This window comes from Polymorphospora sp. NPDC051019 (assembly GCF_040683055.1).
GTDB lineage: Bacteria > Actinomycetota > Actinomycetes > Mycobacteriales > Micromonosporaceae > Polymorphospora > Polymorphospora lycopeni.
In genome coordinates this window covers 96980-112678 of sequence record NZ_JBFBCH010000015.1, presented here as the reverse complement: position 1 = coordinate 112678, position 15699 = coordinate 96980, and the positions used below count along the sequence as shown (strand labels likewise).

Sequence of the window (15699 nt, the reverse complement as noted above, 5' to 3'; positions counted from 1 at the left end):
AAGCGTGAGCGAACCGATCGACGCCCTGGCGGAGCTGGTGGGGACCGGCGACGTCGTCGTCCTCAGCGGGGCGGGCCTGTCCACCGAGTCCGGCATCCCGGACTACCGGGGGCCGAGCGGGGTGGCCCGCCGGCACACCCCGATGACCTACCAGACCTTCACCGGCGACCCGGACGCCCGGCGGCGCTACTGGGCGCGTAGCCACCTCGGCTGGCGGACGATCGCCCGTGCCGCCCCGAACGCCGGGCACCGGGCGGTCGCCGACCTGGAGCGGGCCGGCCTGCTCACCGGGATCGTGACCCAGAACGTCGACGGGCTGCACCAGGCCGGCGGTGCCCGGTCGGTGGTCGAACTGCACGGCAACCTGGACCGGGTGGTCTGCCTCGGCTGCGGCGCGGCCGGCCCGCGCGAGGAACTCGACCGGCGGCTGCGGGCGGCCAACCCCGGGTTCGCCGGGCAGGCGCTGGCCGTCAACCCGGACGGTGACGTCGAGCTGGGCGACGACGACGTGGCCCGGTTCCGCACCGTCGACTGTGCCGGCTGCGCCGGCGGGATGCTCAAGCCCGACGTGGTGTTCTTCGGTGAGACGGTGCCGCCGGGCCGGGTCCGGGACTGCTTCGAGCTGGTGGAGAGGGCCCGGTTGCTGCTGGTGCTGGGTTCGTCGTTGACGGTGATGTCCGGCCGCCGGTTCGTGATCCGGGCCGACAAGCTCGGCATCCCGGTGGCGATCGTCAACCAGGGACCGACCCGGAGCGACGGGTGCGCCACGCTGGCGGTCGACGCGCCCCTCGGTGCCGTACTGCCGGAACTGGTCCGCCGGGTGGCCGCGACCGCCTGCCTGCCCGGACGCTAGACCACGGCGTGGATCTTGTCGGCGTGCTCCAGCGGGGTGGCGGCGTCGATCCAGAGTCCCAGCCGGCGCCGGGAGAAGAGCTTGTCGGCAGCCATGAAGGCGGCACCGGCCAGGCCGGCGCGGTCGCCGAGCAGGGACAGTTCGATCCGCAGGCCGCGGGTGGCCAGCGGTAGCGCGTACTGGTAGACGGCCTGCCGGACGGCGGCCAGCAGCGGATCCCCGGCGGTGGCCAGGCCGCCGCCGATCAGCACCAGGTCGGGGTTGTGGGAGTTGACCAGGCCGGCCACCATCACCCCGACCCACCCGCCCGCGCGGCCGATCAGGTCGGCGCTGGCCGGGTCACCGGCAGCGGCGGCGGCGATGACGTCGGTGGCCCGGATCTCGCCGGCCGCCGTGTGCGCGGCCGCCAGCCGCGGGCTGCGGCCGTCCGCCGCCGCCTGCGCGCCGTCCCTGGCCAGCGCCCGGCCACTGGCCAGGGCGGAGAGGCAGCCGGTGTTGCCGCACCAGCAGCGCGTCGCGGACGTGGGGTCGACCCGGATGTGCCCGACCTCGCCCGCCGCGCCCCGCGCGCCGCGGTGCAGCCGGCCGTCGCAGATCAGGCCGGCGCCGATGCCGGTGCCGACCTTGACCAGGATCAGGTCGCGGCAGCCCCGGCCGAGACCGGCCCGCAGTTCGCCCAGGGCCATCAGGTTGCACTCGTTGTCGGCCCAGACCGGTACGCCGTACCGGCGGGCGAGCCGGTCACGGACCGGGTAGCCGCCCCAGTCGACCAGGACCGGCAGCCGGGCGGGTGCGCCGGTCGCCGCGTCGACCGGCCCGAGCACCCCGATCCCGGCGGCCCACACCCGTGGCGCGCCGGCCGGGCGCCGGGCGAGCAGTTCGTCGAGGAGTTCCTCGACCCGGCCGAGCACGGCGTCGGGTCCGTCGGACATGCGGGCCGGTTCGTGCCGCTCGTCCAGGAGGTGGCCGGCGAGGTCGGTCGTGCCGACGCTGATGCTGGTCGCCCCCAACTGGGCCACCAGCAGGTGCCCGGCGTCGGCGTGGAACCGCAGTTCGCGCGGTGCCCGGCCGCCGGTGGACGGCCCGTAGTCGCCCTCGGCGACGAGCCCGGAGTCGGCCAGTTGGACCACCCGCTGGGTGACGACCTTGCGGCCGAGTCCGGTGCGCTGCACAAGTTCCGGTCGGGTGCGCGCGCCCCGCCGTACGAGGTCGAGCACTGCCACGAGCGTGTCCAGTTGCTCCGACGGTGGTGCCATCGCTCTGTTGCCCCCGAGTGTGACGCCGGACGACGACCGGAGGGTCGTCGGCTCCGTCGGCTCCGTCCTGACGAGGGTACGGCGTCGCGAGATGCCGGGCCGCTGCCTGTTTACACGACCGAGAACTTCTCCTACATTGATCATCACTTTGGTTCTTCACGAACCAAAGTCAGTTCGAAAGGAACCTTACTTTTCGCATCGGCGTCCCTGCGAGGAGTCCGGATCCCGGCGTGGCACCCGGGATCGCCCCCTTCCCCTCGATCGGAGAGCCATGCCCGGACGACGCCGCCTACTGGCGGCCCTGACCACGTCATTCCTGCTCGCGGCCCTGCTGCCGGCCGCCGCGACCGCCCACCCCGGCCCGCACGACGACCCGCCGCCACCCGACGAGCGCTTCCAGAAGGTGCTGCTGGAGAACACCGGACTGACCCAGCCGATGCGGCTCTCCGTCGCCCCCGACGGCCGCGTCGTCTACATCGAGCGCGACGGCCGGGTGAAGGTCTGGGATCCGCGGACCCGCAACTCGGTGGTCGCGGGTTCCGTACCGGTCCGGGTCACCGGCGAACTCGGCATGGTCGGCCTCGCCCTGGCCCGCGACTTCGCGCAGACCGGCCACCTCTTCCTGCACTTCTCTCCCCCGGAGTGGGACACCACCTGGATCTCCCGGGTGTCGCGGTTCACCCTCGGCGCAGACAACACGATCGATCCGGCCTCCGAGAAGCTGGTCCTCGACATCCCGCACCCACGCGGGGTGGGCGGCGGGCACAGCGCCGGTGACCTGCTCGCCACCGAGGACGGCTACCTCTTCATCGCCACCGGCGACAACACGAGTTGCTGCGCCTCGCGCGGCTTCCCCGGCACCGACGAGCGGCCCGGCCAGGCGAACGGCGACGCCCAGCGTACGTCCGCGAACACCAACGACCTCAACGGCAAGATCCTGCGCATCGTCCCGAAGGCCGACGGCGGCTACGACATCCCGGAGGGCAACCTCTTCCCGGTCGGCACCGACAAGACCCGCCCCGAGATCTACGCGATGGGCTTCCGCAACCCGTTCACCATCGGCGACTGGGACCCGGCGACCGGCCGGCTCTGGATGGCCGACTACGGCCCCGACGCCGTGCTGCCCGACCCCGAGCGCGGCCCCGCCGGACACGTGCAGGTCTTCCTGATGGACGGCCCCGGCAACTACGGCTGGCCGTACTGCACGATGAACAAGGTCCCGTACAACGACTGGAACTACGTCGAGGACGAGCCCGGCCCGTGGTTCGACTGCGACGCCCCGGTCAACGACTCACCGAACAACACCGGCCTGGTGAACCTGCCGCCGATCAAGGGATCGACGATCTACTACACGTACGACAAGCAGGAGTACTTCCCCGAACTGTTCGGCGGCGGCGCGATGGCCGGCCCGATGTACCACTACGACGCCGACAACCCGTCGACCACCAAGTTCCCGGAGTGGTTCGACGGCCGCCGGTTCCTCTACGACTGGACCACCGACTGGATCCAGACGACCGGCCTCGACGCGCAGGGTGCGCCGTACCAGATGCACGAACTGCTGCCCGACCTCGACTTCCGCAAACCGATGGACATGGAGTTCGGCCCGGACGGCAGTCTCTACCTGCTGGAGTACGGCAACGGGTGGGGCGCCAGCAACGACGACGCCGGCATCTACCGGATCGACCACGTCGAGGGCAACCGGGCGCCGCTGGTGAACACGTCGCTGAGCGCCGACTCGGGCGCGCTGCCGCTGACCGTACGCTTCGACGCGTCCGCCTCCACGGACCCCGACGGCGACGCGCTGACCTACGCCTGGGACTTCGACGGCGACGGCACCGCCGACGCCACCGGCCCGGTGGCGACGCACACCTACACCACCGCCGGCGAGTTCCAGCCCCGGGTGACCGTACGCGACGCGGGCGGCGCGGAGTCGATCGCCAACCTGTCCGTGGTCGCCGGCAACACCCGGCCGGTCGTCACCATCGAGACGCCCGCCGACGGCGGCTGGGCCGAGTTCGGCGAGAACCTGCCGTTCAGGGTCAGGGCCACCGACGCCGAGGAGGGCGCCGTCGACTGCACGAAGATCAAGGTGGCGTACCAGCTCGGCCACAACAGCCACGGGCACCCGATGGCCGAGGCCACCCCGAACGCCGACTGCACCGGCGTGCTGGTGCCCGGCCGGGACGCCTCGCACGGTCCCGGCGCGTACGTCTTCCACGTGCTGGAGGCCAGCTACACCGACGGCGGTGGGGTGGCCGGCGCCCCCGCGCTGACCGGCTCCGGCGACATCGTCCTGCACCCGCGCCAGTACGCCGCCTCGACGTACCAGAAGGGCGAGGGCGTCGGCCTCTACACCGGGCAGCTCTTCGTCCCCGGCACCGGCAACTGGTTCATGTTCCCCCGGATCAACGTCGCGGGGATCACCCACCTCAACGTCGAGTTCGCCACCCGCCTGCCCGGGGTCAACCTGACCGTCCGGGCCGGCTCGCCGACCGGGCCGGTGGTGGCCACCTTCTCCAACGTGCCCGGCACCGGATCCACCTCGCTGTCCAGCCGGGTCTACAAGTGGTCCGGCACCCCGGTGCGCAACCCCGGCGGCGTGCACGACCTGTACTTCGTCGCCGACTGGACCGGCCAGACCCAGCCGGAACTGTTCGTCCGGGGCATCCAGTTCCAGACCACGCCGGCGGTGACCGCGACGGTGTCCCCACAGGAGCCGACCGCCGGCTGGTACACCGGCGACGTCACGCTGACGTACGCCGGACTGACCACCGGACTGTGGACCGGGCAGCACTCCGTCGACGGCGGTACCACCTGGGTCGACGCGGCCGCCGACGGCACCGCCACCATCGGCGACGTCAAGGGCCAGGTGCTCTACCGGGCCGTCGACCGGGCCGGCAACACCAGCAGGCAGCGTTCGCTGTGGCTGCGGGTCGACAGGACCGGCCCGACGGTCGACGTCACCGGGATCACCGACGGTGCGTCGTACGGCAACTCCGGCACCCTGACCCCGGACTGGACGGTCACCGACGCCACCTCCGGCGTAGCCGGCAACACCAACCTGGCCCGCCTCGACGACCGCGAGGTCCGGCGGGGCCGCGCGATCCGGCTGGCCGACCTCGCGCCGGGCGACCACACCCTGGTCGTCACCGCCACCGACCGGGCCGGCAACACCACCACGAGGACGGTCCGGTTCACCACCACCACGTCCGTCGAAGACCTGCGGGCGCTGGTCGACGGCTACGCGGCCGCCGGCACCATCTCCGCCACCAGGGCGGGACAGCTCACCGGCAGCCTCGACCGGGTGGCGACCGCGCTGGCCGCCGGTGACCGGGCCGGGGCGGTCGCCGCCCTGGACACCTTCCTCAACCAGGCCAACACCCTCAACGCCCCCGGGCCACGGGCGCAACTCGTCCGCGACGCCCAGGTGCTGATCGTCGAGATCCGCTGAGCGAGGCGCGGGCCGGCCCGGGCGGGCCGGCCCGCGCCTGTGGTCTGATCGGGGCATGAGCCGGGCCGTCGAGGAGACCAACCGCCGGTTGCTGCGCGCCCGCGACGCGATGGACCGGTCGTACGCCGAACCATTGGACATCCCGGCGCTGGCCCGTATCGCCCTGGTCTCCGAGGCGCACTTCATCCGCTCCTTCCGCGCCACGTTCGGCGAGACCCCGCACCGCTACCTCCAGCGCCGCCGGGTCGAGCGGTCGATGTCGCTGCTGCGGGAAACCGACCGCAGCGTCACCGACATCTGCATGGCGGTCGGCTTCAGCAGCCTCGGCACGTTCAGCCGGACCTTCCGCGGGATCGTCGGCGAGTCGCCGAGCGCCTACCGGGAGCGGGCCGCCGTGACCGCCGCGCCGACCTGCTTCACCCGGCGGTGGATGCGACCGAGCAGTTTCGGAGAAGCACCGGCCGGCAGCAGGCCAATAGCGTGAACCGCATGTTGAACAGCATCCGACTCTCCCAGATCTACGTACTCGACCAGGACGAGGCGCTCGACTTCTACGTCGGCAAGCTCGGCCTGACGGTGCACACCGACGAGGACCTCGGCTTCATGCGCTGGCTCACCGTCTGCGTACCCGGCGAACCCGACCGGCAGATCCTGCTGGAGCGGCCCGGCCCGCCCGGCCTCGACCCGGCGACCGCCGACCAGGTCCGCGAACTGGTGACGAAGGGTGCGACCGGCGGAACGCTCGGCTTCACCACCGACGACGCCCAGAAGACGTTCGAGACCCTGCGGGACCGGGGTGTGGAGATCACCGACGAGCCGATGCGGCGGCCGTACGGGACCGACTTCGGGGTGCGGGACCCGTTCGGCAACGCGATCCGCATCCTCCAGCCGCCGTCGGCGCCCGCGGCCTGACGCCGGGGACCGGGCGCCCGCGGCGAGCCGCCGCCGGCGTCCGGTGCCGTACGCCGTCACCTGATGCCGCCGGATCGGAACCCGGGCACATTCCTCCCCGAACACGGCCTAATGACCTCTGTGCCGCCCAAGCATGTCCGGGCGTATCCGGCCCGTGGCACAGGAGGATCAATATAATGACGCTTCCCGATATCAACTCGCGCATTCGATCATGGGGAGATCGATCATGCGACCGAGGGAGAAGGTCGGACACCCGCGGTCCGGAATCCGCCGATGAGGGCCGAGCGCGATGCGGCCGGACGAACGCCTGAAGATGCCGCCACGCCCGTACCGGAGAAATCGGATGCCGAGGCCAGACCGGTCGACCCCTTCGATGTCTCCCTACCGTCACGACGAGAAGCCCGGGCTGAGGTTGCAGCCCTGGCCGCCGAACATGATCGAGGTTCGTCCACACCTGACGCGACGGGCATCCGAGACATCCTGCTCGCCACCGACCTCCAACTCAGCGGCCACGAATACTCCGAGTCGGACGGACACTTCTACGCCACCCGGGTCTTCAAGGGCGGACGCGAGGACGGTCAACCGGTCTTTGTCGGCCACGGCTTCTACCGGGAGGGGAGCGGCCACCTCACCGTACCGACCGGCACGTCCATCTCGTTCTACTGCGCACACAGGGAAGCACTTCCCGGACTCAGCGGTCTTGCGATCGAGGCCGGGGTGCATCCCGGCCTGCCGGTCGAGACCTTCCGGGAGGGTGATCAAGTCCCCGACTACTACCTGACCAAGCCCGAAGCGACTCCCCCTGGAGGGTTCAGCGTGTTCGAGAACTCGACGACCGTCCGCGCCCAGGCCAGGCTGAGCGATCTGCTCGTCGAAGGAATGGGGCATACCCACTGGGCCGCTTGCCGAGAGGTGCAGTAGATGACCGCGACCAGACCGGCCACGATCCAAACGGAGGTGTCTGATGGAAACCTATGAGGAGGCCGAAGCTCTCTGGGGAGGTCCGACCCTCACCCTGAAGATCACCAAGAGCGACCTCGACCCCGAGGCCGTGACCCGTAGGCTCCGCCTGACGCCCACGGCGAGCGCCGGTCCGGGATTCGACCCGTACGCTCCCCTGTCGGGCAGCGACGGGCGATGGTTCTTGGACTCGGACACGAGCGGCCGCGCCTCCCAATTCACGACGGCGGCGGGCGACCTGCTGGTCCGGTTGACCGCCGCATCGGCCGCCATCCGTGATCTTGTCGACGAAGGCTACTCGGTGCAGTTGATAGTCCGGGGCTACTCCGGACCGCGGTCCACCGCCCTCGTCGCACCCGAGGTGTTGCGGCGGATCGCAGATCTCGGGCTCCCGCTCGTCGTCGTACCCAGCACCAACGAGCGCTGAGGGATGGTGAACCGATGACCGGTGGGCCATTGCGGTGGGAGAACGTGAGCGTCGCCCTGATCGTCACCCGTGCCGATCTGGTGCCTGACGAGATCACCAGCCGGCTCGACTGGGAGCCCGCGGTGGCACGTACGCCGGGGTCGCCGTCCGCCTTCAGACCGGGCGTGGGCTGCTGGGTCGGTGGTTACGACGACTCGTTCTCGACCGATCCTCACCGTCAGCTCGACGCGCTGCTCGCCAGGCTGTCCCGGCGGGCGACGGTCCTGGCCGAACTGCGTGCCGAAGGCTGCACCGTGCAGATCGACATCGCCGCCGACGTGGCGAACAGGGCCGAGTTCACGTTGGCCCCGGCGGAACTCGCCACGATCGCCGGCCTGGGACTGCCACTGTCGTTCACGTTCCGTTCGGCCGTACCCAACTCCGAGGCGGTCCTCGACGAACTCTTCCCGCATCTGAAGCGGACATGAGCCGTCGTCGGGTTCAGGCGGCGGCCGGACGTGACCCGGCGGACCAGGGCCAGGGGACGTCGCGGAAGGCCGCCTCGACCAGGAGGCGCTCCACGTCGAGCAGGAACCCCTCGGCCGGCCCCGGCGGCAGGTAGCGGGTGTTGACGGTGAGCACCACCCCGAGCGCGCCGGGCACGTCGATCACCTGCATCCGGCACCGCCACAGGAACACCGGCGGCGGCTCCAGCCAGGTGATCGTGGTGCGGGCGGTCGCCGTACGCACGGTCGCCTCGTCGGGGGGCGGGCCGACGAATCCGGGGTGCCGGGGCAGCCGGATGTCGTTGAGATAGCAGTAGGGCTCCAGCACGGTGCGGGGGTCGTACCCGAGGTCGGCCATGGCGCGGTCGAGCGCCAGCGGGTCGTAGTAGGCGTACCGGTAGGCGTCGAGCGCCGCCGCGGCGGTGTGGTGGAGCAGGGTCGTGAAGTCGGGGCGGCCGGCGAGGTCGACGACGCACAGGCCGATCTGGTTGAGTTTGGCGACGGCCTCGCCGTAGCCGGGCTGGAACCGGTTGCCGGCCATGGTGAGCACGCCGCAGGTGGTGGCGTCCTGCCGGGCGGCGACGACCGCGGCGGTGGCGGCGAGCAGGACGGTCGAGGTGCTGACCCGGTGCCGGGCGGCGATGATCCGGGTGGTCAGGTCGAGCGCCTCGGAGGTCAGCAGCGCCTGCCGGTACGGCGGTTCGAGGGCCGGACCGACCGGGTCGAACATGCTGGCCGGCAGCCGCCGGAAGCCGCCCCTCCAGTGGGCGACGGACCGGTCGGAGCGGTGCCGTTCGCGGCCGGCCTCGCGGCGGGCGATGTCGATCGACTGGAGGCCGGCGGGGGTGGACACCGTGCCGCGCAGCAGGAGTTGGCGCAGGTCGCGCAGGACGATCTCGGCGCCGTGGAAGTCGACGGTCCCGTGGCTGAAGACGATCACGACGTGGCGTACCCGGTCGTCGACGACGACCAGGGCGACCCGCAGCGGCCATTCCTCGGCGAGGTCGAACGGGGTCGCCCCGAGCCGGTCCATCAGGGCGCGGGCGGTGCCGGCGCCGCCGTCGGGGTCGTCGCGGCCGTCGGCGACGAGCAGCGGGAGCCGGCCGTGTTCGGCGGCGACCTGGGCGGGTTCGCCGTCGACGGGCCGGATCCGGGTGCGCAGCGACTCGTGCCGGCCGACCAGCGTGCCGAGGGCGGCGGTGACGGCCGGGAGGTCGGCGCGGGCGCGGGGCGAGACGCTGACGGTGCGCCGCAGGTGGAGGAAGATGCCCTGACCGGCGAGATCGGCCGGGGAGCGCCACATCGACCGTTGGCCCCAGGTGAGCGGCGCGGTCGCCGATCTCGTCCCCCGAAACGGCGCGTGGACGATCTCGCCCGTCACCAGGTCTGTCGGCACCTTCACCTGCTCATGTCGCCTGTCCCGTCGGCATCGTCGCATCGCCGGGCCACACATCGAAACACAGCCGGGTCGGGGCCGACAACACCGGTTCCGGTAACGCCCGGGAGACGGACGCCTTAATTTCGGTCCTATATGGATGGAATCGATGGTTCGGGTTCAATGTGGTGCGCCGTTCGGCCGATCCCACCCAGGGTGCCAGTACAGGCACACTGCGAAGCGGGTCACCGGGAAGACCCGTCCATGATGATCAACTACGCCGCCGGCACGCGGCACACCACCGGTGTGTCCGGCGAAATGAGGGCAAACGGCATGACAGGTGTCGACCTACCAACCCGTCCCGAGGCCGCACCTGAACGGGTGATCCCCGAAGTGGCACCGGAGGCCGCGCCACCGTCGTTCGGCCAGGAACGACTGTGGTTCATGGAGCAGTTCGCGCCCGGCACCCCGGCGTACGTGATCCCCTCGACGATCCGGCTGCGCGGGCCGCTCGACCCCGACCTGCTGCGGCAGGCGTTCGACGCGGTCGCCACCCGGCACGACAGCCTGCGGATGCGGTTCACCCAGACCGCCGACGGGCGGCCCCGGGTGGAGGTCGCCGACGTGGTACGCGTCCCCCTGCCGGTCGTCACCGCCGACGACGAGGAGCACGGCCGCGCCCTGGTGGCCGACGCCGCCCGGCAGCCGTTCGACCTGACGCACGCCCCGCTGGTGCGCGCCCTGCTGGTCCGGCTCGGCCCCGACGACCACCTCCTGCACGTCGCCACCCACCACATCGTCAGCGACGGCTGGTCACAGGACCTGCTGTTCGCCGAGGTCGCCGCGCACTACGCCGCGAGCCTCGGCGGCGAGCCGGTGCCGCCCGCACCGGTGACCCGGTACACCGACTACGCCGCCTGGCAGCGCGACCGGGCCGACGGGCCGGCCGCCACCGGCGAACTCGACCACTGGCGCGAGGCGCTCACCGGCGTACCGCCGCTGGACCTGCCGACCGACCGGCCGCGCCCGGCCGAGCAGCGCTACGACGGCAGGTCGCAGCACTTCCAACTCGACGCCGAACTCACCGACGGACTCAAGCGGCTGGCCCGCGGCCGGCGGGCGACGCTCTACATGACCCTGCTGGCCGGACTCCAGGCACTGTTCTTCCGCTACACCGGACAGCGCGACTTCGCGATCGGCTCCCCGGTCGCCGGCCGGGTCGTCCCCGAACTGGAGAACATGATCGGCCTGTTCGTCAACACGCTGGCGCTGCGCGCCGACGTGTCCACCGACGACGGTGCCGAGCCCAGCTTCGCCACCCTGCTCACCCGCACGCGCGGTACGGCGATCAAGGCGCTGACCCGCCAGCAGGTGCCGTTCGAGCGGCTGGTCCAGGAACTGAACGTCACCCGCGACGTCAGCCGTACCCCGGTCTTCCAGGTCCTCTTCGCCCTGCAGAACTACCAGCGCGGCAGCAAGCGGTGGCCGGCCGGGCTGACCGCCGAACCGTTCAACACCCGGGTACGCAGCGCCCGCTTCGACGTCTCCTGCTACCTGACCGAGACCCCGGACGGGATCCGCGGCGAGTTCCTCTACAACACCAACCTCTTCGACGCCGACACCGCCGGCCGGCTCGCCGACCACTACGTCAACCTGCTGCGCGCCGCGGTCGCCGCGCCCGACCGGCCGCTGGTCGACCTGGACCTGCTCGGCCCGGCCGAGCACGAACGGCTGCTCGGCTTCGCCACCGCACCCGACCCGCTGCCGGCGCCCGCCGCCGTCCCTGCCGGCGCCACCCTCGCCGACCTGGTACGCACGCACGCGGCCGCCACCCCGGACGCCCCGGCGGTGGTCTGCGGCGCGGACTCGATCACCTACCGCGAACTGGACCGGCGCGCCGACAAGCTCGCCCATCACCTGCGCGGGCGCGGCGTCGGCCCGGACACCCTGGTCGGCGTCTGCCTGGAACAGTCGGTCGACCTCGCGGTGGCGCTGCTCGCCGTGCTGCGGGCCGGTGGCGCGTACGTGCCGCTGGACCCCGAGCAGCCGCCGGCCCGGCTGGCCACCATGCTCGCCGACGCCGGGCTGTCCCTGCTGCTGACCGGCAGCGACCTGCTCGAGCCGCTCGCCGCGGCCCGGGCCGATCGGCCCGCCGGCGCGATCCCCGAACCGGTCTGCCTCGACCGGATCGGCGCCGAGGTCGACGCCGGCCCGTCCGGGCCGCCCGACGGTGGTCCGGCCCCGGACAACCTCGCGTACGTCATCTACACCTCCGGCTCGACCGGCACGCCGAAGGGCGTCGCGGTCGCCCACCGGCAGGTGGTCAACTACCTCGCCGACGTACGCCACCGCTTCGACATCGCGCCGGCCGCCCGCTACGCGCTGCTGCAGTCGATGTCGTTCGACTTCAGCGTCACGGTGTTCTACCTGGCGCTGTCGACCGGTGGGGTCGTACACCTGGTGCCGCGCCGGTGCACCGGCGCCGAACTCGCCGACGAGCTGGCCCGCAACGCGATCGACTACATCAAGATGACGCCGTCGCACCTGGCCGCGCTGGCCGCCGACACCGGCCCCGGCCCGCTGCTGCCGCGCCGCGCGCTGATTCTCGGCGGCGAGGCGTCCGACCTGTCGTGGGCGGCCGGGCTCGCCGCCGGCCCCACGGCCGTCCTCAACCACTACGGACCGACCGAGGCCACCGTCGGGATCACCACCGACCGGGTACGCGCCGACGACGCCGGCCCCGGCATGGTGCCGATCGGCCGGCCACTGCCGCACGCCCGGGTGTACGTGCTGGACAGCACCGGCCGGCCCGCCCCGATCGGCGTACCCGGGGAGATCTACCTCGGCGGCGACCGGCTGGCCCGCGGCTACCTGGGCCGGCCCGACCTGACCGCCCAACGGTTCGTCGCCGACCCGTACGGCCCGCCCGGGTCCCGGATGTACCGCACCGGCGACCTCGGCCGCTGGCTGCCGGACGGCCGGCTGGCGTTCCTCGGCCGCGGCGACCACCAGGTCAAACTGCGCGGCTACCGGGTCGAGCTCGGCGAGGTCGAGGCGGCGCTGCGGGACACGGCCGGGGTCGGGCAGGCGGTCGTGGTGCTGCGCGACGACCGGCTGGTCGGCTACCTGGAACGGGCCGGCGACGGCACCGACGTCGAGCCGGCCGAGTTGCGCCGCCGGCTCGCCGACCGGCTGCCGGAGTACATGCTCCCGGCCCGGTACGTGTGGCTGGACCGGTTGCCGTTGCAGGACCACGGCAAGGTCGACCGCAGGGCGCTTCCCGAGCCGGTCGACGACCGGCCGGCCGGCGAGCGGGTGCCGCCGCAGGGGCCGGTGGAGACCACGATCGCGCTGGCCTGGGCGGAGATCCTGAAGCTGCCCGAGGTCGGCGTCACCGACGACTTCTTCGAACTCGGCGGGCACTCGCTGCTGGCCACCCAGGTCGTCGCGCGGCTGCGCCGGGAACTGCCGGCGGCCACCGGCGCCGAACTGCGGCCGTTGAGCGTCATGGACCTGTTCAAGCACCGCACCGTACGTGAACTGGCCGCCCTGGTCCTCGGCGACGCCGGCCGGGCCGGCGGGCTGCTGCACGAGCTGACCCCCGCCGTACCGGCCGGGCAGGTGGTCCGGTCGCTGGTCTGCGTGCCGTACGGCGGCGGCAGCGCGGTGGTCTACCAGCCGCTCGCCGACGCGCTGCCGGCCGGCCACCGGCTCTACTCGGTGGCGGTGCCCGGGCACGACATCGGGCTGGACGACGAGCCGGCCCCGATCGAGGAGGTGGCCCGGGCGGTCGCCGACGAGGTGCTGGCCACCGTCGACGGGCCGCTGGTCCTGTACGGCCACTGCGGCCCCGGCGGCGCCCTCGCCGTCGAGGTGGCCCGGCTGCTCGAGGCCGCCGGTCGCGACCTGGACGCGATCTACCTGGGCGGGGTCTTCCCCTTCGGCCGGCCGGTCGGCGGGGTGCTCGGGCCGCTGATGCGGCTGCGGATCGCCGAGCGGATCCGCAGCGACCGGATCTACCGCACCTGGTTGCAGGCGCAGGGCGCCGACATCGGGGCGCTCGACGCCGACCAGGCCGCGTTCCTGATCCGGGCGATGCGGCACGACGCCGAGGTGTCCGAGGACTACTTCAGCGCGCTGATGCACCGCGGGGTCACGCCGCTGCGGGCGCCGATCGTGTCGGTCGTCGGCGACCGCGACCGGGGCACCGAGTGGGCCGAGGAACGCTACCGGGAGTGGCACTTCCTCAGCGACCGGACCGCGCTGGTGTCGATCGACGAGGGCGGGCACTACTTCCTGAAGTACCGGGCCGAGGAGCTGGCCGAGATCGTCACCACGGTCGACGGGCGGCTCGACGGGCCGGCGCCGGACGGTGGGCCGGCCGCGGCCGCGACGGCCCCGGACGACGCCGCCCCGGGCAGCGCCACGATCGCGGACGACGACGGTCCCGAACCGGCGTGGCGGCTGGTGGAGGTGTCCCGCCACGACGGCAGCCCGGCCCCGGCGAAGTCCACGCCGGCCGGAAAGCCCGCCGGCCGCAAGGAGCGCCGGGAGCCGACGCCGAGCATGAAGCGGTTCGGGCTGGTCGCGGCCGGCCAGATCGTCACGATGGCCGGCACCGCGCTGACCAGCTTCGCCGTACCACTGTGGATCTTCATCGAGACCGGCTCGCTGGCCCGGTTCGCGCTGTTCTCCGTACTCGGGCTGGTGCCCGGCATGGTCGTCGCACCGTTCGCCGGCGCCCTGATCGACCGGACCAGCCGGCGCCGGGTCATCCTGCTCGCCTGCTGCGCGGCCGGCGTCGCCAAGCTCGCCGTCGCCGTGCTGCTGCTGACCGACCGGGCCCAGACCTGGCACTTCTACGTCCTGGTCGGCTGGCTGTCGGTGACGCTGGCGTTCCAGCGGCTGGCGTTCGTGTCGGCCGTGCCGCAACTGGTGCCCAAGCGCTTCCTCGGGCACGCCAACGGCATCGCGCAGATGGCCACCGGGCTGACCCAGTTCATGGTGCCGCTGGTGGCGGTCGCCCTGCTGGAGGCGATCGGCCTCAAGGGCATCCTCGTGGTCGACGTGGTGACGTACGCTCTCGCGATCGTGATCCTGCTCGCCATCCGCTTCCCGCGCACCATGGCCCTGCGCCGGCGGGAGACCCTCACCGCCGAGATCGCCGGCGGGGTGCGCTACTCGCTGCGCCGCCGCGAGTTCCGCGCCATGCTGGCGTTCTTCGCCACGCTCAACTTCTTCCTGTTCCCGGTGCTGTTCCTGCTCTCCCCGCTGGTGCTCGGTTTCGCCGATCTGGCGGAGGTGGCCCGGATCGCGATCGTCGGCGGGATCGGCGGTGCCTGTGGCGGCCTGGTGATGCTGGTCTGGGGCGGTCCCCGGCACTACCGGATGCGGGCGGTGCTGATCGGCACCCTGGCCATCGCCGCCGCCTGCGTGCTGACCGGCATGCGGCCGTCCCTGGTCGTGATCGGGGCCGGCGCCTTCGGGATGTACTTCGCCCTCGCCCTGGTCAACGGCATCTACAACACCGTCGTGCAGACCAAGGTGCCGCAGCGGTTCCACGGCCGGGTGTTCGCGCTCAACCAGATGGTGGCCTCGTCTACGATGCCGATCGGCTGGGGGATCGTCGCCCCGCTGGCGTCGAAGGCGGCCGAGCCGCTGCTGCTGCCCGGCGGTGCGCTGGCCGGCAGCGTCGGCGCGGTGATCGGGGTCGGACCCGGTCGCGGCATCGGCCTGCTCTACCTGGTCTTCGGGCTCGGCATCGCGGCGACCGCGGTGATCTCGATGCGGACCCGGATCCTGTCCCGCTTCGACGACGAGGTCCCGGACGCGCCGCCGGAGGACGTGATCGGGATCGAGGCCCGGCGGGCCCGGACGGTCCCCGGACCTCGCAAGCCGGCCGACGACGGCCTCGTCGGGCCGGACGACGACAGTGACGACCCGGCCCGGCGGCCGGTGTCGGTGGCGAGCGGGAGCTGAG

Annotated in this window: 10 protein-coding genes; 8 read left to right on the top strand and 2 right to left on the bottom strand. The window is 72.5% G+C overall.

Translation table 11 applies throughout. The features are described 5' to 3' along the window. The first annotated feature begins 4 nt into the window (after positions 1-4). The gene (locus tag AB0M79_RS24355; RefSeq protein WP_364217665.1) at positions 5-853 is read left to right on the top strand and encodes an NAD-dependent protein deacetylase; all 849 of its coding nucleotides are present in this window, start codon (positions 5-7) and stop codon (positions 851-853) included. Here the strand turns inward: AB0M79_RS24355 and AB0M79_RS24350 are convergent. After that, the gene (locus AB0M79_RS24350; RefSeq protein ID WP_364217663.1) at positions 850-2109 is read right to left on the bottom strand and encodes an ROK family protein; all 1260 of its coding nucleotides are present in this window, start codon (positions 2107-2109) and stop codon (positions 850-852) included. The genes AB0M79_RS24355 and AB0M79_RS24350 overlap by 4 nt on opposite strands. 271 nt (positions 2110-2380) lie before the next feature. On the opposite strand from AB0M79_RS24350, the gene AB0M79_RS24345 reads away from it, so the two are divergent. The 6 genes from AB0M79_RS24345 (at position 2381) to AB0M79_RS24320 (ending at position 8326) form a co-directional block, all read left to right on the top strand. Further along, positions 2381-5560 carry a PQQ-dependent sugar dehydrogenase gene (locus AB0M79_RS24345; protein ID WP_364217661.1) on the top strand — a complete coding sequence of 1060 codons (3180 nt, stop codon included), beginning with the start codon at positions 2381-2383 and terminating at the stop codon, positions 5558-5560. A gap of 55 nt (positions 5561-5615) precedes the next feature. Then, complete coding sequence (locus AB0M79_RS24340; protein ID WP_364217659.1) at positions 5616-6044, top strand: AraC family transcriptional regulator; 429 nt, start codon at positions 5616-5618, stop codon at positions 6042-6044. A gap of 5 nt (positions 6045-6049) precedes the next feature. After that, positions 6050-6472 (top strand): VOC family protein, encoded by a 423-nt coding sequence (locus tag AB0M79_RS24335; protein ID WP_364217657.1) that lies wholly within the window; start codon positions 6050-6052, stop codon positions 6470-6472. A gap of 273 nt (positions 6473-6745) precedes the next feature. After that, positions 6746-7393: a putative adhesin gene (locus AB0M79_RS24330; protein WP_364217655.1), complete on the top strand. Its 648-nt coding sequence runs from the start codon at positions 6746-6748 to the stop codon at positions 7391-7393. Positions 7394-7436: 43 nt separating this feature from the next. Further along, on the top strand, positions 7437-7859 hold the full coding sequence (locus tag AB0M79_RS24325; RefSeq protein ID WP_364217653.1) for a DUF4279 domain-containing protein: 423 nt from the start codon (positions 7437-7439) through the stop codon (positions 7857-7859). 14 nt (positions 7860-7873) lie between these two features. Next, complete coding sequence (locus AB0M79_RS24320; RefSeq protein ID WP_364217651.1) at positions 7874-8326, top strand: DUF4279 domain-containing protein; 453 nt, start codon at positions 7874-7876, stop codon at positions 8324-8326. A 13-nt stretch (positions 8327-8339) separates the two neighbouring features. On the opposite strand, the gene AB0M79_RS24315 is transcribed toward AB0M79_RS24320, so the two are convergent. Further along, on the bottom strand, positions 8340-9740 hold the full coding sequence (locus tag AB0M79_RS24315) for a condensation domain-containing protein (RefSeq protein ID WP_364217649.1): 1401 nt from the start codon (positions 9738-9740) through the stop codon (positions 8340-8342). A 360-nt stretch (positions 9741-10100) separates the two neighbouring features. On the opposite strand from AB0M79_RS24315, the gene AB0M79_RS24310 reads away from it, so the two are divergent. Next, complete coding sequence (locus AB0M79_RS24310) at positions 10101-15698, top strand: amino acid adenylation domain-containing protein (RefSeq protein ID WP_364217647.1); 5598 nt, start codon at positions 10101-10103, stop codon at positions 15696-15698. Position 15699: the final 1 nt, after the last annotated feature.

Coding starts and splice junctions, on each gene's coding strand:
- AB0M79_RS24345 (WP_364217661.1), top strand. CDS start 2,381: ATGCCCGGACGACGCCGCCTACTGGCGGCCCTGACCACGTCATTCCTG.
- AB0M79_RS24350 (WP_364217663.1), bottom strand. CDS start 2,109: ATGGCACCACCGTCGGAGCAACTGGACACGCTCGTGGCAGTGCTCGAC.
- AB0M79_RS24325 (WP_364217653.1), top strand. CDS start 7,437: ATGGAAACCTATGAGGAGGCCGAAGCTCTCTGGGGAGGTCCGACCCTC.
- AB0M79_RS24335 (WP_364217657.1), top strand. CDS start 6,050: ATGTTGAACAGCATCCGACTCTCCCAGATCTACGTACTCGACCAGGAC.
- AB0M79_RS24340 (WP_364217659.1), top strand. CDS start 5,616: ATGAGCCGGGCCGTCGAGGAGACCAACCGCCGGTTGCTGCGCGCCCGC.
- AB0M79_RS24330 (WP_364217655.1), top strand. CDS start 6,746: ATGAGGGCCGAGCGCGATGCGGCCGGACGAACGCCTGAAGATGCCGCC.
- AB0M79_RS24320 (WP_364217651.1), top strand. CDS start 7,874: ATGACCGGTGGGCCATTGCGGTGGGAGAACGTGAGCGTCGCCCTGATC.